We start from the raw sequence: 19,842 nt of genomic DNA, 5'->3' as shown, positions 1-19,842 counted from the left end.
CGCGCCCGCAGGCGATCGCGAGGGGCGCCGCCCCTCGTCCCTCCCGGGTGTCTTTATCAGGTGCACGCCCCACGGGCCCCCGTGCGGAACCCGCAGATCGGGCAATACACATTGAAGTAGCCATCGTATTCCAGGGGAGCGAAGCCACAGTTAGGGCAGAGATCCCCTGCCCGGTAGATCTCCACCGCGCCCTCTGCTTCCGCAGGAGCATGAAGCTGAAAATCCAGGGAGGGCCCCTGATCGGCGGAAACCCGCCGGGAGGTCGCTTTCCGGCGAGGCTGCGGTTCGGATTGGGCTTTCCGCCACCAGTATTCCACGCTTCCCACGCCGGCCCCCGGGTCTAATGCAGGAAGTAAGCCCTCAGGAAAGCCGGCCCAGGGTTTCCAGAAGGGTTCCCACCGCACGCGCGGATCGCACAGGATCCAGATCCGCGCATGCCTGGAGGTAAGCCCGTGTTGCGAACAGGAGGGCATGATGGGCAGCCGCTCGCAGGGCGGCCAGCTGCTCCAACACCTCCTCGCAATCCCGCCCCTCTTGGATCATCCGCTCCACCCCCCGGGCCTGCCCCTGGATCCGTCGGAGACGGCGAACCAAACGCTGTTCTGCATCCTGAGAAAGGCGAAGCATAAGGAGGCTCCTCGGCACAAGCTCTCCCCCCAGTCACATTCAAAGGGCTCCCGGCCCTGGATCAACGGATCCCTCAGGTGACCGGGCCGCAGGAAGGGTTCCCCCGGGGTTCCCGGCCACCGGCTCCCACGGTGGCGAAGAGCGAGAGCCGCTTCTCCGCCTCCCGACGGCCGCAGCGCGGGCACTCGATCTCCTCCAACGGGGTGTTCCACCGAACCAGCCGCTCGAACTCGGCACCGCACCCACGACAACGATACTCGTAAAGCGGCATGGCCTGGCTTCCACCTCCTGCGGGATCCTTAACGTCCACCGGGGAAAGCGAAAATGCCCTATACCCGTATAGAGAATAATCCGGATATCCCCGGCTGTCAAAATGAGGGATGGCCTGAGGAGGATTTCCCCCTCATGAATGGGCAATCGGCGGCCTCTGGCCCGGATGGCGCGAATCACTTCCCGCATCGTCGCCACTTCGGCGGGATTCAGGCCCGCCAGGACTTCGTCCAGCAGGATCAGGTAAGGGCGCGCGGCCAGGACGCAGGCCAGCTCCCATCGTTTTTTTCTCCGCCGCGTTCAGCCGGGCGGCTTCCACGTCCCGCTTCCCGGCCAGCCCGACCTGCTCCAGGACGGCCAAGGCGATCTCCCGGGCTTCGCGGAGGGATCGGTTCTCCCGCCCGAAACAGGCCCCCACCATCACGTTCTCGAGCATTGATCCCATTGAACAGGGTGGTCTTGCCCGGGCCGTTCGGGCCGATCAGCCCTGGGATCTCCCCCTCGACCATATGGAGGGAAACCCGGTTCAAGGCCTGCAGGCCTCCAAAGCGCTTGGAAACCCCCTGCACCTCGAGCAGGCTCATGGGATCACCCTAGGCGCTCATAGAGCGCCGCCCCCAGGATCGGCCCCCATACCGTCCCCTGGCCGCCCAGCATCACCATCACCAGGGCCTCAATGGAAAGGTGCAGCCGGAAGGCATCCCCGGGCTCTATGTTCCCGCTCTTGAAGATGCCATCCTCGCCCGGGTGAAGCGGGATCTGCATGGGGAAAGCCACCCCATCTCCATCCAGCTTCCTCCCGATCTGCCCTCCGTGGACGTGGATCCGGCGCGGATTGAGGTGGTGTTCCGCAACCTCCTGGATAACGCGATCCGCTATACCCCACGGCGTAAACTGGAGGAGACCGAGGATCATCGCCATCTGTTCACCGAACCCAGATTTCGTTATCGCCTGGAGGCGCAATCCGATGGCTGAGCCAGCGACGCAAGCCCGAATAAATTAAAATTGAAGGGGTATCCTGCCTTCCCAATTCGAGACCAACGGCCTGGGTCCGAACGCCACCCTCAAGGGCTGAGGAGGATGCTATGCCGGTGGCTAGCGAGCTTCGCCCTGGGATGACGATTCAGCTGGAGGGAACGCTCTTCCGGGTGATCGATGCAGTGTATCACTCCGGAACCGCCCAGCAGAAGGGGGTTGTGCACGCCAGGCTGCGCAACCTGCGCACCGGGGTCGTAACGGATCGACGCTTCCGGCCGGAGGAGCGCGTGGAGGAGGTCTCCCTGGAGCGCCGGATGATGGAATATCTTTACAATGATGGCGAGATGTTCTATTTCATGGATCCCGAAACCTACGATCAGATCCCCATCCCGGCCGCGATGATCGGGGATCTGGAGATCTTCCTCCAGCCCAACCAGCGGATCCCCGTGGAATTCCACGAAGGGCAACCCGTTGCCGTGGCCTTCCCGGAAACGGTGGATCTCCGCGTGGTCCACACTTCCCAACCCCTGCGCGAGCGCGAGAGCCACGTTTACAAGCCGGCCATCCTGGAGAACGGGCTCGAAGTGCTGGTCCCCCAGTTCATCGCCGAGGGGGATATCGTGCGGATCAATGTCTACACCCGGGCGTATGTGGATCGGGTGGGGAAGCGAAGCAGTTAATGCGACAGTTCTCCCCACTGGCGCTCCGTGGGGAGGGATACTCGGCCTCCCTGGGCCCTTTACGCCAGGCCTCGGCCTGCGCCGACGCAAAAGCCGTTCGGCCAGCGAAGGCTTTTCGCGCCGATGGAAATCGGCCTGGTGAGGCACTCCGCCCCGAACGTCGGCCGAAGACCTCTTAAGGTCGAATTTGTTCGACGCCTCTCACACTTCAGGAAAACCCGCGGCGTCGCTCGTTACTCCAGACCGAACCGGCTCAGGGCCTCCTCGCTCAGGCCAAAATAGTGCCCCCGTTCATGAAGCAGGGTGCGTCGGAGCTCGGCCCGTAGCCGGAACGGATCATCGCCGAAGTCGGCTTCGAGGGGGCGATGGAAGATCCGGATCCGCGACGGCCAAGGGATGGGCGCCCGATCTCGTTCCGCCCATGGGGGCCCCTCGAACAGGCCATACAGGTTCTCCCCCGGCGGAAGGCCCAGCGCCTGCCGGGGCTCCCGGTCGGGCTCCTCCTCCCACCGGATGACCAGGTTCGCTACCGCCTGCCGCAGATCCGGCGGCAGGTCCGCGAGGATCTCGGACCACACACGCTCGACCAGCTCAGGGGTGATCCGGAGCCGCCGTCGTCGCCTCCGGCATGGTTTCCCACGAGGATTCCAGGGGGGGCACCCGCACAAAGACCTGTTCGGCCAGGTGGCGCCGAATTCGATGCTCCTGATCGCCCACCCGGATGCGCAGGCCAACGCCTGGCACCTGCTCCTCCACGATCACCTGGGCGCCCGGTCGCAAGCCCACCCGGGCAGCCTGCCGCAAGGTCGAGCTTTCATCGATCACTCGCAGCACCTCACAGGCCACCCCCAGAGGGGCCTCGCTCAGCCGCTGGGCGGCCGGGAGCGGGATCTCCCCGGCCCGGGTGGGAATGGGATCCCCATGGGGGTCATACGCGGGGTGGCCCAGCATCGTCGCGATCCGTTCCTCCAAGGCCTCGCTGATCGCATGCTCCAGACGATCCGCCTCCGCGTGGACCTCGTCCCAATCATAGCCCAAGGCTTCCATAAGGAAGAGCTCCAGCAGGCGATGATGCCGGATCACCTCCAGGGCGATCCGGCGGCCGGTTCGGGTGAGGGTTACTCCCCGATAAGGGGCATAGTGAACGAGGCGGAGCCTCGCCAACTTCTTCAGCATCCCGGTCACCGACGGCGGAGCCACATGGAGGTATTCCGCCAGCCGGGTGGTAGTGACCGTCCCCTCTCGCTCAGCGAGGATATAGATCGCCCGCAGATAATCTTCCATCGAAGCGCTCAGCCGGGGCATGATCCCTGCGCCCCCTTCCGAACTCTTTGCCCCTCATCTTAACACAGAAATCCATCCCGCGGAACATCACCCCGCTCCGTCTGTCCCCATCCTTTGCTGGAGAAAAGGGGACAGAACCATCCGCCAGCTCCATCGCTCCTGCCGGGGTTCCCGGAGGCCAGGCGAGGCACGCCTTCCCACCCGGAACTCCTGCCCCAGGCAAGCGGGTTAAAGCCTTCATACGCCTCCCCCGTGTTTCCATTTCTTAATACTGGAGTTAGAATAATCCACAAATTGAGGAGATCGCTTGGGGGCGAGGTTTCGAGGGGCTGGCGCGGCCTCTCCCCCAAGTGGGAGTTGGGGGAACCGCGGGCCCCGTCTCCTCGGTTTCATAGTTTGAGCCGGGGGCGGGCGCAGGGAGGAGGGCTCGATGAGCAAGGCACGGATTCTGGTGGTGGAAGACGATCCGGACATCGCCCGGATGCTCCAGCTGTATTTCGGATCGCTGGGCTATGAGGTTCAGACGGCCACGCGGGGGCAGGAAGCGCTGGAGAGAACCCGCCAGCAGCTCCCCCATCTGATCATCCTGGATATCGTGCTCCCCGATATCGATGGCTACGAGGTCTGCCGGAGGCTGCGCACTCACCTGCGCACTAGCCACATTCCCATTATTTTCCTGACCCAACGGGACGAGCGCAGCGACCGCATCGCCGGCCTGGAGCTGGGGGCGGATGATTACATCACGAAGCCCTTCGACATCGAGGAACTGCGCCTGAGGGTCCAGAACGCCATCCGGCGGGCGGAACGGGAGAGCCTCACCAACCCGGTCACCGGCCTGCCCAGCGGGCGTCTGATCGAGGATCAGCTGCGCGCCCTCCTCCGCCGCTCGGACTGGGGCCTGCTGTATATCGGGATCAACGGCCTGGATGCTTTCCAGGAGGTTTACGGCTTCGTGGCCGGTGACGAGGTCCTGCGGTGGACGGCCATGCTGATCGGGGAGGTGGTGGACGAGCTGGGGACGCCCCAGGACTTCATTGGACATGTCGGGGGGGATGATTTCGTGGTGATCACGGAGGCCGGACGGGCCGAGGGCATCGCCCAGGAGCTCCGCCGTCGCTTCGCCGAAGGGGTCGGGACCCACTATGCCTTCCCCGACCGGGAACGAGGGTATCTGGTGCTCATCGATCGCGATGGGAATGAGAAGCGCGTCCCTCTGATGAGCCTGGCCATCGGCATCGTCCGGGCCGGGGATTCGATCTTCAACGACATCCGGGAGCTCACGGAGGTCGCAGCGGAAGCCCGGCGGAAGGAGATCCTGCTGCTTTGAAGGAAGATCTCCCCACGATGTCGTAAAGCGGCACCGGAACGGAAAAGAGAAGCGGAGGGAAACCCGGGATGGTCTGGCGCCAGCGCCTGCGTTGGCTTTTGAGATCGGCTCGCCCATCTTCCTCAAACCCGGCGACGCGGGGGGAGGATGTTGCCTTCCTGGAGCGGTGGTCGGAACCGGTGCTATGGATCGAGGCCGAGAGCAGCCGATTGCTTCTGAACGCCGCAGCGCGCGCCTGGCTGGGGGATCCCCCTCCCTCCTCCCGCCAGGATCTGGCGAGCCGTCTTCGCCCGCCCGGCGTGTTGGAACGATGGCTGCGGGGCTCCCGGGAGACGGCCACCATCGGCCAGCGAAGCGCACAGGCCAGTGTCCTCCCCCTCACCCTGGATGGGCATCCGGGTTTCCTGGTCGTCCTTCGGCCTGTTCCCGAGGGATCCAGATCCGCCCCGGAACACCCGATCTACCCTCGGGAGCTAGCCCTGGTCACGGGGATTGCTCGTTTGCTCAGCGCCTCCCTGGATCTGGACTCCACGCTGGATGCCATCCTGTTTGCGATCCGGCAGGTGATCCCCTATGAGTTGGCTGAGATCAACCTGTGGGAGCCTGGAGACCGCCGGCTTCACACCCGGGCCCGCGGCGGGGATCCCCAGGCGGTGGCTCAGCTCGCGGAGCTCGGAGGGGTTTACCGACCCGACGAGGGCCTCACCGGATGGCTGGCCACCCACCGGCGTCCCCTGTTGATCCAAGATCTGCGCGACTTCACCGGCGCGCGCCCTCGCCTGAACCTCGAGCGCTTCCCCGCGCGCGCCTTTTTGGGCGTCCCTCTGCAAACCCGGGAAGAGTTCATCGGGACCCTGGAACTCATTGCGTATCGCCCGGGGGCCTTCACCGAGGAACATCTGCGCCTCCTGGAAGCGATCGCTGCCCAGGCAGCCATCGCCATCCACAACGTCCGGTTGTATGAAGCCACGCACCATTACGCCGAAGGGCTGGAGATCCTATTCCGCATCGCAGCAATGAGCGCCGCCTCCCCATCCCTCGAAGATTTCCTCCGACGGTCCGTCGCCGAGCTCGCCGATTGGTTCCGGGTGGAGCGGATCGTGGTCTTGCTCTACGATCCGAAGCGTCAGGAGTTAATCCCTCACCCCGCCGGCCTCTACGGCCCCTGGCCGCCGGAGGCCCTGGGGTTCCGTCTTCCGGTGCAGGACCCGGTGTTCGCGGAAAGCGTGTTCCGGAGCGGACGCCCCTTCCGCTCCAACCGGGCGTCAGAGGACCGCCGGGTGATCCCTCCGTATCGGGAGCTGATCGCCCGCTTCGGTGTCCGATCCGTCCTCTCCCTCCCCCTGACGGCCTGGGAACAGCCCATCGGGGAGGTCCACTTGATCAATCGGATCGGGGGCCGATTCGCCCCAGATGATGAACGTCTGGGGATGGCGATGGGCGTGGTGCTGGGCACTACCCTTCACAACCTTCAGGTGATCGAACAGGCCCGGCGTCACGCCGCCCGCCTGCGGGCCCTGGTGGAGATCGGCCAGCGGATCGCCGCAACGCTGGATCTGGATACGATCTTTGAAACCATCCGGGAAGAGCTCGGGCGGATCTTGGATGCCCGGAATTTCTACGCCGCCCTCTATGATCCGGAGAACGATGAGGTCTCGTTTGTGTTCTATGTGCACCAGGGACAACGGTTGCCGGAGCGGCCGAAGCGCCGGGGCGGCCATGGCCTGACCGAATATGTGATCCGAACCGGCCAGCCCCTCCTGCTGCGAGGCGACGTCGCCGGCCAGGCACGGGCGCTGGGGATCGAGCCAGTGGGAACCCCCGCCCGGCTCTGGATAGGGGTTCCCCTGCGAGTCGGCGACCGGGTGATCGGCATGCTGGCCATCCAGCACGAGACGGACGAGAACGCCTTCGACGAGGATGATCTGGAGCTCCTTCAGGCCATCGCGCACCAGACGGCCATCGCCGTGGAAAACGCCCGGCTTTACGGGGAGATCCGCGAGCGCCTGGAGGCCCGCATCCACCAGCTGACCGCGCTGAACCGCATCGGCCAGGAGCTGAACGCCAATCTGGATCTCGATCACATCCTGAACTTGGTGCTGGACTCGGCCTTCCATGTCACAGGGGCGGATTACGGGGAGATCCTCCTTTACGATCCGACAAGCGATCTGCTGCGCCCCCGTCTGCTCCGCAACCTCTCCATGGAGCAACTGCAAGCCCGCGGGCTGGATCGCCAGCGACCTGGAGAAGGATTGATCGGGCAGGCCTTCCAGAGCGGCCGCGTCGTGCTTGTCCCCGATGTCCGGCAGGACCCCCATTACATCGCCGGGACGCCGGATACCCTTTCCGAGGTGGCCGTGCCGATCTGGTATGGGACGCTGGTGGTGGGGGTGCTGGATCTCCAGAGCCGGCGGCCCTATGGTTTCAGCGAGGAACAGATCGCCTTTCTGGAAGCCTTGGCCGCTCAGGCCGCCGTGGCCATCGGCAACGCCATGCGCCTGCAGGAGGAGGCGCAGCGGGGGGAGCGCTACCGCCAGCGCATCGAGCTGATGCGCGGGATGCTGGAGGTGGGCCAGGCACTGCGCTCCGAGCGGCCGCTGGAGAACGCCCTCGACGCCGTCGCCCACACCATTCAGGAGTCCCTGGGCTTCGAGCGGGTGCTCATCAGCCTGATCGAGGGCGAGCCCCCCATGCTGCGGCGGGTGGCCCAGGCCGGGCTTCCCCTGCCGGTGTTCGAACGGATGCGGCAGATCCTCCAGCCATGGCGCAATATGCAGATCTTCTTGCGAGAGGAATTCCGACTGGGAGCCTGCTACTACATCCCATATGAACGGCAACCTGAGAACCTGAGCGAGCTTCTGGATACCTGGACAGCGACACCGACGCGGGAGCCCCGGCCGGATCCCACCCGCTGGCATCCCGAGGATCTCCTGATTGTGCCCATTCACGGGACAGGCGGGCGCTTGCTGGGGATCATCTCTGTGGACGAGCCGCGGGACGGGCAGGCACCCACCCGTGAGACGGCGGAGATGCTGGAGCTGCTGGCCAGCCAGACCGGCATCATCATTGAAAACGCCCGCCTGTATGAGGGGCTGAAAGAGCGGATCGAGGCCCTCACCCGCCTGAACGAAGCCAGCCGGCAGATCGCCGCCCGGCTGGAGCTGGGCGCTCTGCTGGAAGCCATCGCCCAGGCGGCCGCCTCCCTGAGCCATGCGAGCTGGGCGGGGGTGATCCGAATGGAGAAAGAGGCCCCTCAGCTGATCGCCCAATTTGCTCTGGATGGCCTGGAGATCTCCCCGCTGGAAGCCCTCTTGGGCTCCTCCCGGATGATCCAGGCGATGAGGTCCGGCCGTGCGCTCTATCTCCGAGATTTAGCTGAGGCCCTGGACGAGGAGATCCCGGAGGTGCGTTCGCTGCTCCTCGTCCCCATGCGGGCGGGTGGAGAGATCGTCGGATGGATCGCGGTGGCCCATCCGGAACGGGGCGCCTTTGACGAGATCGAACAGATCCTGCTCCAGACCCTGGCGGAACAAGCGGCTGTTGCCCTGGAGAACGCCCGGCTCTACGAGCAGACCCGCCGCTTCAGTGAGGAGCTCGAAGCCCAGGTCCGCGAGCGAACGGAGGCGCTGGAGAAGGCCCTGGCCGACCTTTCGACTCGCCATCGCCAGCTGGAGCGGTTGTATCGGGTGACCCTGGCGCTGACCGCCAGCCTGGAGCTGGAGGCTACCCTTCAGCAGGCGCTCTCGCTCCTCGTTGAAGAAGGGGAAACTGCGGCGGTGATCCTGCTGGATCCCGAGAAAGGACGCCTGGAGGTGCGAGCCGGGATCGGGCCGGGCCGTGCTGATCTGATCGGACAATCCTGGCCCCTCCACGAAGACCCCGGGGCGATCCAGGCGGCCATCCGCCAGCGGCGAACCCAGAACCTGTCCGCGTTCTCCCCCGATCTCCTCCCGGCGCCCTGGCGGGCCCTGCGTCCAGGCGCGGCCCTGGTGGTTCCTCTCACCTTGGGCCTGGACGTCCTGGGGGCTCTGGTGTTCGCTAGCCCGGAAGCCCGTGGGTTCGATCCGGAACGAGTTCAGCTGTTGGAGACCGTGGCCGCGCAGATGGCTCAGGCCATCCATAACGCGGCCCTTTATCAGCTGATCACCCAGCAGGCGGAGCAGCTGGGCAACACCCTGCGGGCTGCCCAGGAGGAGGTTTCCAAGCGCCAGGCCATCCTGGAATCCATCGCGGAAGGTGTGATGGTGGCCGATGCCCGGGGCGAGGTGATCATGATGAACGCCGCCGCCGAACAGATCCTTGGGTTGCGCCGGGAAGAGGTCCTTGGTCGGCCTATCCATCATTTCACCGGCCTTTATGGGCCCGCATGGCAGGAATGGATGGCCTCCCTGCGGCGATGGCTTTCCTCCCCACGGGGCCAACCCCCTACCCTGTTCATGCGCCACGAGCTCGCCCCCGAGGGCCGCTTCATCACCGTCCACGCCGCGCCGGTGATGATGGGCACCGAGTTCCTGGGCACCGTCTCGGTCTTCCGGGACATCACGCCGGAGGTGGAAGCCGATCGCGCTAAGACGGAGTTCATCTCCACGGTGTCCCACGAGCTCCGCACGCCCATGACCTCCATCAAGGGCTATGTGGATCTTCTGCTCCTCGGATCCGCCGGGCCCCTTTCTGAAATGCAGCGCCGCTTCCTGCAGATTGTGAAGGCCAACGCCGACCGGCTCAAACTGCTGGTGGATGACCTGCTGGATATCTCGCGGATCGAGAGCGGCCGCCTCCAGCTGGATCTTCGCCCGATGCCCTTGGAAGCGGCAGTGGAAGCGGTGGTGGCTTCCCTGAAGGCTCGCCTCGACGAAAAGAACCAGCGCCTGGAGCTCGATCTGCCGGCCTTCCTTCCTCCGGTCCAGGCGGATAAGGATCGCCTGATCCAGATCCTGATGAACCTGATCAGCAATGCCCACAAATACACGCCGGAAGGCGGGCGGATCAACATCCGGGCCTGCGTGGAGGGAGAAGCCGTCCATGTGGCGGTCAGCGATACCGGGATCGGCATCCCCCCCGAGGCTCTCCCGCGCATCTTCGAGCGCTTTTATCGGGTGGATGACCCGAGGGTTCAGGAAACCCCCGGGACAGGCCTGGGCCTTTCGATCGTGAAAGCCCTGGTGGAAATGCATGGGGGGCGGATCTGGGTGGAAAGCGAGGTCGGCCAGGGATCGACGTTCCACTTCACGATCCCCATCGCCCGTGAGGCCCCCTCTCCCACTGATCAACCCCCCGCACCGGCACCGGTCCCCGTCCGGGGGGATGGCCCTTCGCCCATTCTGATCGTGGAGGATGACCACCATATCGCCGACCTACTGGTCCAGCACCTGGAGCGCGCGGGATATCGAACCCTGGTCGCCCATCGGGGCGAGGAGGCCCTGCGCCTCGCCCGGGAGGAGCATCCGCAGCTGATCACCCTGGATATCTACCTGCCCGACCTGGACGGCTTCACGGTGCTGGAACGACTGAAGGCCGATCCGGTGACCGCCGAGATCCCGGTCATCATCGTCTCCGTCCTGGCCGATCGCCAACGAGGGGTCCGCCTGGGAGCGGTGGATGTGTTGGGCAAGCCGGTGGACGTGGAACGATTGCTGGAGGTGGTCGGCCGGTATGCGCGGCGCCATGCCCGCATCGTCATCGTGGATGATGACGCAGGGACCCGGGCGTTGCTCCAGGACACCCTACGTGACCACGGGTTCGAGGTGATGACCTTCGGGAACGCCATCGAGGCGCTGGCCTGGATTGAGACCCATCGCCCCGATCTGGTGCTGATGGATCTCAAGCCGGCAGGGATGAACGGACTGGACGCCCTGGCCCGCATGAAGGCCAGCCCGAAGATGGCGGACATCCCGGTGGTGATCATGACCGCCAGCGCCACGGATCCAATGGGCAAACGCCGGCAGGCGCTGGCCCTGGGGGCGGCGGATTTCTTCCTCAAGCCGTTCCCGCTCGAGGAGTTCGTCGCCGCCATCCGGCGCCTTCTCAGCGAATCCCCCGAGGGAGAATCCGGCAACGCGGAGTAGAAACGGTTCCCATTTCCGCTTCTGCCCCGGGGATTCAGGCAACTGGTCCCGTAATCGGATAGGAGGGATCCGAGCGATGGCCAAGATTCTGATCGCAGAGGATGAACGGGATATCCGGGAATTGATCGTCTTCACCCTGGAGTTTGGAGGCTTCCAGGTGATCGCCGCCACCAACGGCCAGGAAGCGGTAGAACTGGCCCGTCAGCATCGCCCCGACCTGATCATCCTGGATGTCCGCATGCCTCGGATGACCGGCTATGAGGCCTGCCGCATCCTGAAATCCCAGGAAGAAACCCGCACCATCCCCGTGGTGTTCCTATCCGCCAAAGGCCAGGAGGCGGAGATCCGCCAGGGCATGGAGGCCGGGGCTGATGCCTATATCCTGAAACCTTTCGCCCCCGATGAGCTTATCCAGCAAGTTCAGGCTCTTTTGAATCAGCATGGCATGAGATCGGGGTGAAACCAACAAGCTGGATTTCCGCGGTCCGGCTCGGATTTGGGGAAGCGAGGACATCCCTCGCGCCCCCAAGAGGGAAAGGAGAGATCGCGGCTCACTCAGGCTCAGCCGCGCAAGCTCGATCCCTATCGGATCCCTAAGGCAGGGGAATCGCCAGCCGTGAGCATTGCAACCGTTGGGGAGTATCTGATCCATTATGAGGCCCTGGGTCGGGGTCAGCCCGTGATCTTCCTGCACGGGTGGGTGGGGTCGTGGCGCTACTGGCTGCCCACGATGCAGGCCCTCTCCCATCGATTCCGGACCTATGCCGTCGACCTGGCAGGGTTTGGGGATTCCGCCAAGCCACGACAGGGTGCCGACTCCATCTACCACCTGGAGCGCCAGGTCGAGCTGGTCCGGGAATGGATGGACCATCTGGGGATCCTCCGCGCGCACCTCATCGGCCACACCCTGGGCGCGATGGTGGCGATCCGGCTGGCCTTGAAGCATCCCGATCGGGTGCAGCGGGTCCTGGCCGTCGGCTATCCGACCGCTTTGGAGATCCCGAAAGGCGCCCGGGGGTTGATGGGGAAGGGGATCCTGATAGAGCGGTTGAGCCGTCTCGCCCAGGAGTATCCCGAGGTGCAGCGGGAACATCAGCGGGCGGATCCCGAGGCGATCCGCCTCAGCCTGGAGGACGCTCTGCTCCATCAGGAGGCACTCGGGGAGTGGCTTCGCCTGGTGGATTGTCCGCTCCTCCTGGTTTACGGTCGGCGGGATCCGCTGATCGCTCCCCCGTTCTTCCTGAACGGCGGCCTGGACGCCTCCACCCGTCTGATCCTCCTGGAGGAAGGCCGTCATTTCCCCATGCTGGATCTCCCTGCCGTTTTTCAGCGCCTGACAGAGGATTTCCTCACCCTGCCCGATCCTTCGCAGATCGCCCTGAAGGAAGAATGGCGCCGACGGTTCCGATGAAATCCGCAGCCCGACCAGCCGCGGCCTGCACCCCAGTTCTCACGGCTTCGGAAGACCCCCGCTCTTCAGCTAAAATCTAAGATAAGATCTGATCACTCTGTTCCAGGAGGGGCCGGATGTTCGGTTACGCCGGACGCATCCTGCATGTGGATCTCTCGTCCGGGCGCCTGTGGGTGGAGGAGCCGGACGAGGCATTCTACCGGACCTACTGGGGCGGCAGTGCGATGGGGTTGTATTACGTACTGAGGCACACGCCGCCCGGCATCGATCCTTTCGATCCCCGCAACACCCTCACGTTCTTCCTCAGCGCGGCCACTGGCCTCCCCATCTCCGGTCAGAGCCGGGCCACCGCCAATGCCAAGTCTCCCCTCACCGGTCTGATCGGCGACTCCCAGGCGGGTGGCTTCTGGCCCGCTGAGCTCAAGTTCGCCCGCTTCGACGGCATCGTGATCTATGGGCGGGCGCCGAAGCCGGTTTACCTCTGGATCCACGACGGGGAGGCCGAGCTGCGGGACGCGACCCACCTCTGGGGGCGCACCACCGGCGAGGTGGAGGACCTCCTCTATGAAGAGCTGGGCGACGATCAGATCGAGATCGCCCAGATCGGCCCGGCCGGCGAACGCCTCGTCCGATTCGCCGCCGTGATGAACATGTGCAATCGCGCCCACGGCCGCACCGGAATGGGTGCGGTGATGGGCTCCAAAAACCTCAAGGCCATCGCCGTGCGGGGCCACTGGCGCCCATCGGCATACGACGCCCGGGCCCTCCAACAGTTGAACAAACAGGGTCCGGCCGCCTACGAGGCGAACCTGGCGGTCAAAAACCTGGGGATCTATGGAACCGCCAGCGTGCTGGCAGCTCAGAACGCCGCCGGCGGCCAGCCCACGCGCAACTACACCAGCGGCTTCTTTGAGGAAGCCGATCGCATCACCGGCGAACGGATGGCCGAGACCATCCTGAAGGAGCGCGATACCTGTTACGCCTGTGTGGTCCGTTGCAAGCGGGTGGTGGAGGCGGAGTGGCGGGGCCACCCGGTGGACCCTCTCTATGGCGGGCCGGAGTATGAGACCCTTTCCACTTTCGGCTCCTACTGTGGGGTTAGCGATCTCGAGGCCATCGCCCTGGCCAACCAGATCTGCAATCAGTATGGGGTGGATACGATCTCCTGCGGGGCGACCATTGCCTTCGCCATGGAGTGTTTCGAGCGGGGAATCCTCACGGAGGCCGAGGTGGGCTTTCCCCTGCGTTTCGGCGACGCGGAGGCGATGATCCGCCTGCTGGAGCGGATCGTGCGGCGCGAGGGCATCGGGGATGTCCTGGCGGAAGGCTCCGCCCGGGCCGCTCAGATCATCGGCCGCGGGGCGGAAGATCTCGTGGTCGCCGTCAAAGGCCAGGAGCTGCCCGCCCACATGCCCCAGGTCAAGCGCTCCCTGGCCCTGATCTACGCTGTCAACCCCTTCGGCGCCGACCACCAGTCCAGCGAGCACGACACCCTCTACATGCCGAAATCCCCCCGCCTTTTCCTGGACCGGCTGGCTGTCCTCAGCCTGACCGAGCCGCAACCGCCCCGCGTTCTGAACGAGGCAAAAATCCGCTTTGCCTATGAGACCCAGAAGTTTTACAGCTTCCTGGACACGGCGGACCTGTGCCAATTCGTTTTTGGGCCTTCCTGGCAGCTCTACGGGCCGGAGGAGCTGGTGGCGCTCATGCGCGCGGTGACCGGATGGGATGTGACCCTGGAGGAGGTGATGCGGGTGGGCGAGCGAAGGCTGAACATGCTGCGGGCCTTCAACGCCCGGGAAGGAGCCGGGCGGGATCGGGACACCTTGCCGAAACGGCTGTTCGAGCCCCTGCGGGGCGGCAAAACCGATGGGCTGAGCGTGGATCGGGAGGAATGGGAAGCGGCCCTCACTCGCTATTATGAAATGGCCGGCTGGGATCCCCGGACCGGGATGCCCACCCCGGAGAAACTGCGGGAACTGGGACTGGAATGGATCCTCTCGTAGGAAACGTCCGGCAGGGATTCCTCATCGTACCCGGTCAGGGGTTTATGTCGCTGGTCCTTTCCGAGAGGCATTCAAGGCTGCGGGGCGCCTCTGGAACTCCCCGCAGCCTTGAATGTTCTGGTGGCCTCGCCGGCCCGCCCCATGACCTCGAAACCCGATCGGGGATGCGTTCGCGAGCCCGCTGACCCTCCTTTAACCCAGTGTTTGCGGATCTTTTATCTCCCGCTAACGCTTCTCTTAGGCCTCCCGCCTATGATGAAGGCTGGAAATCTCAGGGGTGCAGGCCAAGCCACCCCCGAAAGGAGGTGAGGCCTATGGCGCGCGAGCTGATGATCCGGGATCCGTTCGACGCGGCGTTCATGACCCTGCGCGAGGCGATCGACCGCCTGTTCGATCAGGCGTTTGTGCGGCCCTTCGACGGGTTCACCGCCCTGGGCGTGGGGCTGCCGGTGAACATCTACGAGCTGCCTGACCGCTATCATGTGGCCATCCTGATGCCGGGTGTGCGGCCGGAGAGCCTGGAGGTGCAGGCCCTGGGCTCCTCCCTCACCATCCGCGGGGAGGTGGCCCTGCCGGAGATCGAGAACGAGAAGAACCTCGCTGTCCTGCGCCGGGACTGGACCGGCGGGCGCTTCGCCCGGACGATTGAGTTCGGCGATCCCATCGACGCGGAGCACATCGATGCCCGCCTGGAGAACGGCGTCCTGCACCTCGTAGTCCCGAAGGCGGAGTCCGTCCGGCCGCGGGTGATCCAGGTGCAGGTGGCCCGTTGAGGGGTCGGGAGAAGCTCAGGGGGACGCCCAGAAGCGTCCCCCCTTTTTTATTCCCGCAGGCGTTCCCATTCCGCCCGCAGCTGCTCTCGCCGGGCTTTGAGCTCCTCCAGCTTGCAGCGCTCCTTTTCCACCACATGAGCCGGCGCCCGGCGGGAGAACTCCGAGGCCAGGAGCGCCTCTGCCTTCGCGATCCGGGCCTCGAGATCCGCCAGCTCTCGCTCCAGCCGGGCCCGCTCCGCCGCGCGGTCCACCATGCCGGCGATGGACAGATAGATCCGAACCGGTCCCGCCGGATAAACCCGGGCATCGGCCGGAGGCTCCGTCAGGTCCACGGCCAGCACCAGCCGGTCCGGATCCAGCCGGGCCAGCGAGGCCAACAGGCTCCGGTGTGCCTCCAGGACCGGCTGGAGCTCCCCCGCGGCAATCCACGCTGGGATCCGCCGATCGGAAGGCACCCGATGCTCCTCCCGGGCGTTCCGGATGATGCGAACGATCTCGATCAGCGCCTGCATCGCCGCTTCCGCCACCTCATCAACCGGCCCGGGGGTCGGCCAGGCCGCCACGATCAGCGCCTCCGCCCCGTCCACCGCCCCCGCTCGCCGGAGATATCCCCACAGAGCCTCCGTGATGAAAGGCATGAAAGGATGCAACAGCCGCAGAATCCCATCCAGGACGTAGACCAGGATCCCCTGGGTGCGCGTGGCATCGGCGGCGGACCCTCGGTAGAGGGGCTCCTTGGCCATCTCGATATACCAGTCGCAGAACTCATCCCAGGTGAATTCGTGGATCCGCCGCCCAGCCTCCCCGAAGTCGAACTCCTCCAGCGCCTGGGTCACCGCCGCCACCGTGCGATGGTAACGGGAAAGGATCCAGCGGTCCGGCAGGGTGAGCGCAGGGTCATCCCAGGAAGGGCGTGGCACTGGCCCGGAGAGCGTCCCCAGGATGAAGCGGGCCGCGTTCCAGAGCTTATTGGCGAAGTTGCGGCTTCCCTCCACCCGCTGGAGGGAGAGGCGCATGTCGTTGCCCGGCGTGGAGCCAGTGGCCAGGGTGAAGCGTAGCGCGTCCGCCCCATAATCCCGGATCACCACCAGGGGGTCGATGACGTTGCCCTTCGTCTTGCTCATCTTCTCGCCCTTCTCATCCCGCACCAGGCCGTGAAGGTAGACGATGCGGAAAGGGACCTCGCCGGTCATAGCCAGGCCCATCATCACCATCCGCGCCACCCAGAAGAACAGGATGTCGTAGCCGGTCTCCATCACGGTGGTCGGATAAAAATAACGCAGATCTTCCGTATCGTCCGGCCAGCCCAGGGTGGCGAAGGGCCAGAGGGCGGAAGAGAACCAAGTGTCCAGCACGTCCTCGTCCTGGCGGATCCGGGCACTCCCGCAGCGGGCGCAGACGGCGGGATCCTCCCGGGCCACCGTGATATGCCCGCAATCGTTACAATACCATGCTGGGATGCGGTGCCCCCACCACAGCTGGCGGCTGATGCACCAGGGGCGGATGTTCTCCAGCCAGCGGAAGTAGTCCTTCTCGAAGCGCTCGGGGAGGATGCGGATGCGGCCCTCCTTCACCGCCCGGATCGCCTCCTCGGCCAGCGGCTTCACGTTGACGAACCACTGGAGGGAGAGCAGAGGCTCCACGATGGTGCCGCAGCGCTGGCAGCGGCCCGGGGCGTAGCGATGGGGCTCGATCTTCTCCAGCAGCCCTTCCCGTTGCAGATCGGCCACGATGGCCTCGCGGGCCCGGAAGCGGTCCATCCCGGCGTAGGGACCGCCGTTCGCATGGATGGTGGCGTCCGGGTTCATCACGTTGATGCGGGGCAACCCGTGCCGCTCCCCGATCTCATAGTCCGTCGGGTCGTGCCCGGGGGTGACCTTCACCGCGCCGGTCCCGAACTCCCGATCCACCGCTGGGTCAGCGATGATCGGGAGGCGACGGCCCAGGGCCGGCAGCACCGCGATCCGGCCCACCCAGTGGGCGTAACGCTCATCCTCCGGATGCACCGCCACGGCGGTGTCCCCGAGCAGGGTTTCCGGCCGGGTAGTGGCCACTGTGATGAAATCCCGCGCGCCCTCGGCCCATCGGCCGCTGCCCCATGGCGCGGTCGGTCCCTCCCACCCGTTCCCCAGGAGGGGATAGCGGATGTAATAGAGGAAACCCTCTTCTTCCTCTTCCCGTTCCACCTCGAGATCCGAGAGGGCGGTCTCGCAACGGGGGCACCAGTTGATCAGGTATTCCCCACGGTAGATCAGGCCCCGCTCGTATAGGCGAACAAAGGCCTCGCGCACCGCCCGGGAGTAAACCGGGTCCATCGTGAACCGTTCCCGGGTCCAGTCACAGGAGGCTCCAAGCCGGCGGAGCTGGCGGGTGATGGTGCCCCCGTATTTCTCTTTCCAGGCCCACACTCGCTCCAGGAAGCGCTCCCGGCCCAGTTGGCGCCGGGTGAGGCCTTCCTTCGCGATCTCCCGCTCCACCATCACCTGGGTAGCGATGCCCGCGTGATCTGTCCCGGGCACCCAGAGGGTGGGCTCCCCTTTCATCCGGTGGTAGCGGATCATGAGGTCTTCCAGGGTCACGAACATGGCGTGGCCCATATGGAGCTCCCCGGTGACGTTAGGCGGAGGCATGGAGATCACGAAGGGCCGCTGGGCGGGGTCGATGCGCGGCGTGAAGAAACCCCGCTGCTCCCACCATTGATAAATCGGCTCCTCGATCTCCTGGGGGTTGAAGGTTTTGGGAAGGACCATCCCCTTCGCCGTCATCCGCCACCTCCTCATGGTGCCTCGCTGCATAAAAACGCCCCCTCCCGTCCCAAGGACGAGAGGGGGCGGACCTCCCGCGGTACCACCTTGCTTCAGGGGGATGGACGATCCCCCCGCCCTCGGGCTGCGGTAACGGGCAGCGCCCGGGTCGGGCTGAGGCCGGGGCTTCCGGCGTTCACCCGACCGGCTCCGGGGCGACCTTCAGCGCGGCGAACGACAGGGGCTTGCACCGATCCCCCCTCGCTGGCGTCGCCGCCTGCGCCTACTCCTCCCCTTCCCCGCCTTTCCGAAACTCCCGCTCGATTCCTGCGCCGGGCCGCGCTGAACCCCGCTCATTGAGCGTAGGAGTCCGATCGGAGACCACTGGATCCCGGCGTTCAGAGGACTTGAAAGCGGCCGGTCGCCCGGACGATTTTCTCCTTATAGTTGCGGACGTGGCGGAAGAGCTTCTTCTTCAGCTCCTGCCACTCCGGGCTGGCCAGGATGCGCTGCAGGGTTTCCATATCCTGGGCGATGGCGCCGGTGAGGATCTGGGGGCCCTCCCCATACATCGTATACCAAGCGTCTGTGGGCTCCATCCCCAGGCGCATCATCCCCGGCGCGAACTCCCGGACGATGAACTCAAAGTATTCCTGCTCGTGGCCGGGCTTGATATCCCAGGCCATCAGCAGCTTCACCATCTCCGCCATCGCAGCGCTCCCTCCATTCGCACGGAGGCTCCCGGACCGGTACCACAGGCTCAGGTTGATTCTATTGTAGCAAACCCGGACCACCCCCGGCAAAACGAGGCCAGGCTTCATCCCAGGCGAAGGGCTCCGGCAACAAGGAGGAGGAAGAACCCCAGCAGGAACAGATCGATCAACAGCAGCCCCAGCAGGACCAGGCGCTGGGAGGGAGTCAGTCGCTGGGAAAAGGAGGAAAGGCGATTCAGCAAAGAGGAGGAAGAACGCTCCTCCTGGCTCTCCTCGATGATCTCCCCCTCCGGAACCTCTGAAAGGTGCTGGCGGATGTCTTCGAACATCGAGCGCCTCCTACCGGGATGGTTTCAAGTCCGAATTCGCGGACAAGGCCCGGGAAGGGAGAGAATCTCCCCCATCTCCTCCCCTCTTCGGCCTCCTAGGCCGTCTGCTGGGCCGCCGGCATGGCTTAACACTTTCCCTGGAACAACCGCAGCCAGTATTCCAGCTCCGTCGGATCGACCTGGCCCGGCTTCTCTTCCTCTGCGTCCGTCACCGAGGCGGCTTCCCCCAGCTGGCGCCGCATATAAGTCAGGAACTTTATGGCGGACCAGACGGACGCGCCGTAACGCCGGGCTGCCTCCTGCACGCTCCGATCCGAGGAAACAACGATCAACCCCCGGGGGTTGCGCTCCGATCGAATCTGCCGGATCAGGAGCTCATCCGCCGTTACGCCGGAGGAAGCGAAGCGCACCGTCACCCCGCCCCGAGAGAGGGCGGAAGCGCCGCCCGGAGCGCCCCGATCGAACACCACCGTGATCCGCCGCCCTGTCCGCATTGCCAGGCGCTGGAGCCGCTCCACCAGGCGCGCCTCATCATTCGGATCCTCCAGCCGGAGATCCGGCATCGCCCCGATCAGATTGTGCCCATCGATCAAAAACGGCATGGATCGCATCCGGATCCGATGGGGAACCGAATC

Annotated in this window: 19 protein-coding genes; 8 read left to right on the top strand and 11 right to left on the bottom strand. The window is 65.2% G+C overall.

Translation table 11 applies throughout. The features are described from left to right. Positions 1 to 56: 56 nt before the first annotated feature. The 5 genes from ACFMO3_RS09070 to ACFMO3_RS09050 form a co-directional block, all read right to left on the bottom strand. Positions 57 to 326 carry a hypothetical protein gene (locus ACFMO3_RS09070; protein ID WP_376790085.1) on the bottom strand — a complete coding sequence of 90 codons (270 nt, stop codon included), beginning with the start codon at positions 324 to 326 and terminating at the stop codon, positions 57 to 59. Between the two features lie 34 nt (positions 327 to 360). Further along, positions 361 to 627, bottom strand: coding sequence for a metal-sensing transcriptional repressor (locus ACFMO3_RS09065; RefSeq protein WP_376790084.1), 267 nt, complete (start codon positions 625 to 627; stop codon positions 361 to 363). A gap of 73 nt (positions 628 to 700) precedes the next feature. After that, positions 701 to 898, bottom strand: a complete 198-nt coding sequence (locus ACFMO3_RS09060; RefSeq protein ID WP_376790083.1) for a zinc ribbon domain-containing protein — start codon at positions 896 to 898, stop codon at positions 701 to 703. Between the two features lie 238 nt (positions 899 to 1,136). Beyond that, the gene (locus ACFMO3_RS09055) at positions 1,137 to 1,406 is read right to left on the bottom strand and encodes a hypothetical protein (RefSeq protein ID WP_376790111.1); all 270 of its coding nucleotides are present in this window, start codon (positions 1,404 to 1,406) and stop codon (positions 1,137 to 1,139) included. Between the two features lie 79 nt (positions 1,407 to 1,485). Continuing rightward, positions 1,486 to 1,662, bottom strand: coding sequence for a hypothetical protein (locus ACFMO3_RS09050; RefSeq protein ID WP_376790082.1), 177 nt, complete (start codon positions 1,660 to 1,662; stop codon positions 1,486 to 1,488). Between ACFMO3_RS09050 and ACFMO3_RS09045 the strand changes: the two genes are divergently transcribed. Further along, entirely contained in the window at positions 1,645 to 1,872 is a 228-nt protein-coding gene (locus ACFMO3_RS09045; protein WP_376790081.1) for a hypothetical protein, read from the top strand. The two genes, ACFMO3_RS09050 and ACFMO3_RS09045, sit on opposite strands and share 18 nt — an antisense overlap. A gap of 110 nt (positions 1,873 to 1,982) precedes the next feature. Continuing rightward, positions 1,983 to 2,555: an elongation factor P gene (locus ACFMO3_RS09040; protein ID WP_322802322.1), complete on the top strand. Its 573-nt coding sequence runs from the start codon at positions 1,983 to 1,985 to the stop codon at positions 2,553 to 2,555. Between the two features lie 233 nt (positions 2,556 to 2,788). Here ACFMO3_RS09040 and ACFMO3_RS09035 read toward each other — a convergent pair whose 3' ends face one another. After that, complete coding sequence (locus ACFMO3_RS09035; RefSeq protein ID WP_376790080.1) at positions 2,789 to 3,133, bottom strand: metallopeptidase family protein; 345 nt, start codon at positions 3,131 to 3,133, stop codon at positions 2,789 to 2,791. 13 nt (positions 3,134 to 3,146) lie between these two features. Beyond that, positions 3,147 to 3,860 carry a metal-dependent transcriptional regulator gene (locus ACFMO3_RS09030; protein ID WP_376790079.1) on the bottom strand — a complete coding sequence of 238 codons (714 nt, stop codon included), beginning with the start codon at positions 3,858 to 3,860 and terminating at the stop codon, positions 3,147 to 3,149. 409 nt (positions 3,861 to 4,269) lie between these two features. Here ACFMO3_RS09030 and ACFMO3_RS09025 point away from each other — a divergent pair, with 409 nt between their 5' ends. The 6 genes from ACFMO3_RS09025 (at position 4,270) to ACFMO3_RS09000 (ending at position 15,421) form a co-directional block, all read left to right on the top strand. Further along, positions 4,270 to 5,166, top strand: coding sequence for a response regulator (locus ACFMO3_RS09025; RefSeq protein WP_376790078.1), 897 nt, complete (start codon positions 4,270 to 4,272; stop codon positions 5,164 to 5,166). 68 nt (positions 5,167 to 5,234) lie between these two features. Continuing rightward, positions 5,235 to 11,231, top strand: coding sequence for a GAF domain-containing protein (locus tag ACFMO3_RS09020; RefSeq protein WP_376790077.1), 5,997 nt, complete (start codon positions 5,235 to 5,237; stop codon positions 11,229 to 11,231). A 76-nt stretch (positions 11,232 to 11,307) separates the two neighbouring features. Continuing rightward, complete coding sequence (locus ACFMO3_RS09015; protein WP_376790076.1) at positions 11,308 to 11,691, top strand: response regulator transcription factor; 384 nt, start codon at positions 11,308 to 11,310, stop codon at positions 11,689 to 11,691. Between the two features lie 156 nt (positions 11,692 to 11,847). After that, positions 11,848 to 12,642: an alpha/beta fold hydrolase gene (locus ACFMO3_RS09010; RefSeq protein WP_376790075.1), complete on the top strand. Its 795-nt coding sequence runs from the start codon at positions 11,848 to 11,850 to the stop codon at positions 12,640 to 12,642. Positions 12,643 to 12,758: 116 nt separating this feature from the next. Further along, positions 12,759 to 14,648, top strand: coding sequence for an aldehyde ferredoxin oxidoreductase family protein (locus ACFMO3_RS09005; RefSeq protein WP_376790074.1), 1,890 nt, complete (start codon positions 12,759 to 12,761; stop codon positions 14,646 to 14,648). 314 nt (positions 14,649 to 14,962) lie between these two features. Beyond that, positions 14,963 to 15,421: an Hsp20/alpha crystallin family protein gene (locus ACFMO3_RS09000; protein WP_376790073.1), complete on the top strand. Its 459-nt coding sequence runs from the start codon at positions 14,963 to 14,965 to the stop codon at positions 15,419 to 15,421. A 47-nt stretch (positions 15,422 to 15,468) separates the two neighbouring features. On the opposite strand, the gene ACFMO3_RS08995 is transcribed toward ACFMO3_RS09000, so the two are convergent. From ACFMO3_RS08995 to ACFMO3_RS08980, 4 genes are all read right to left on the bottom strand, one after another. Continuing rightward, entirely contained in the window at positions 15,469 to 18,186 is a 2,718-nt protein-coding gene (locus ACFMO3_RS08995) for a valine--tRNA ligase (protein ID WP_376790072.1), read from the bottom strand. A 377-nt stretch (positions 18,187 to 18,563) separates the two neighbouring features. Continuing rightward, entirely contained in the window at positions 18,564 to 18,875 is a 312-nt protein-coding gene (locus tag ACFMO3_RS08990) for a hypothetical protein (RefSeq protein ID WP_376790071.1), read from the bottom strand. A 107-nt stretch (positions 18,876 to 18,982) separates the two neighbouring features. Further along, positions 18,983 to 19,207 carry a hypothetical protein gene (locus ACFMO3_RS08985; protein WP_376790070.1) on the bottom strand — a complete coding sequence of 75 codons (225 nt, stop codon included), beginning with the start codon at positions 19,205 to 19,207 and terminating at the stop codon, positions 18,983 to 18,985. A gap of 125 nt (positions 19,208 to 19,332) precedes the next feature. Then, positions 19,333 to 19,809, bottom strand: coding sequence for an NYN domain-containing protein (locus ACFMO3_RS08980; protein ID WP_376790069.1), 477 nt, complete (start codon positions 19,807 to 19,809; stop codon positions 19,333 to 19,335). Positions 19,810 to 19,842: the final 33 nt, after the last annotated feature.

This window comes from Thermoflexus sp., from assembly GCF_042408815.1.
In the GTDB taxonomy this organism is placed as follows: domain Bacteria; phylum Chloroflexota; class Anaerolineae; order Thermoflexales; family Thermoflexaceae; genus Thermoflexus.
The sequence above is the reverse complement of the archived record's forward strand: the minus strand, read 5'-3'. Positions and strand labels throughout refer to the sequence as shown.

Bases quoted from the DNA above. Each gene is read 5' to 3' on its own strand.
- ACFMO3_RS09005 (WP_376790074.1), top strand. From the start codon at position 12,759: ATGTTCGGTTACGCCGGACGCATCCTGCATGTGGATCTCTCGTCCGGG.
- ACFMO3_RS08995 (WP_376790072.1), bottom strand. From the start codon at position 18,186: ATGACGGCGAAGGGGATGGTCCTTCCCAAAACCTTCAACCCCCAGGAG.
- ACFMO3_RS09050 (WP_376790082.1), bottom strand. From the start codon at position 1,662: ATGCAGATCCCGCTTCACCCGGGCGAGGATGGCATCTTCAAGAGCGGG.
- ACFMO3_RS09025 (WP_376790078.1), top strand. From the start codon at position 4,270: ATGAGCAAGGCACGGATTCTGGTGGTGGAAGACGATCCGGACATCGCC.
- ACFMO3_RS08985 (WP_376790070.1), bottom strand. From the start codon at position 19,207: ATGTTCGAAGACATCCGCCAGCACCTTTCAGAGGTTCCGGAGGGGGAG.
- ACFMO3_RS09030 (WP_376790079.1), bottom strand. From the start codon at position 3,860: ATGCCCCGGCTGAGCGCTTCGATGGAAGATTATCTGCGGGCGATCTAT.
- ACFMO3_RS09015 (WP_376790076.1), top strand. From the start codon at position 11,308: ATGGCCAAGATTCTGATCGCAGAGGATGAACGGGATATCCGGGAATTG.
- ACFMO3_RS09040 (WP_322802322.1), top strand. From the start codon at position 1,983: ATGCCGGTGGCTAGCGAGCTTCGCCCTGGGATGACGATTCAGCTGGAG.
- ACFMO3_RS09055 (WP_376790111.1), bottom strand. From the start codon at position 1,406: ATGGTCGAGGGGGAGATCCCAGGGCTGATCGGCCCGAACGGCCCGGGC.
- ACFMO3_RS09065 (WP_376790084.1), bottom strand. From the start codon at position 627: ATGCTTCGCCTTTCTCAGGATGCAGAACAGCGTTTGGTTCGCCGTCTC.
- ACFMO3_RS08980 (WP_376790069.1), bottom strand. From the start codon at position 19,809: ATGCCGTTTTTGATCGATGGGCACAATCTGATCGGGGCGATGCCGGAT.
- ACFMO3_RS08990 (WP_376790071.1), bottom strand. From the start codon at position 18,875: ATGGCGGAGATGGTGAAGCTGCTGATGGCCTGGGATATCAAGCCCGGC.
- ACFMO3_RS09060 (WP_376790083.1), bottom strand. From the start codon at position 898: ATGCCGCTTTACGAGTATCGTTGTCGTGGGTGCGGTGCCGAGTTCGAG.
- ACFMO3_RS09000 (WP_376790073.1), top strand. From the start codon at position 14,963: ATGGCGCGCGAGCTGATGATCCGGGATCCGTTCGACGCGGCGTTCATG.
- ACFMO3_RS09020 (WP_376790077.1), top strand. From the start codon at position 5,235: ATGGTCTGGCGCCAGCGCCTGCGTTGGCTTTTGAGATCGGCTCGCCCA.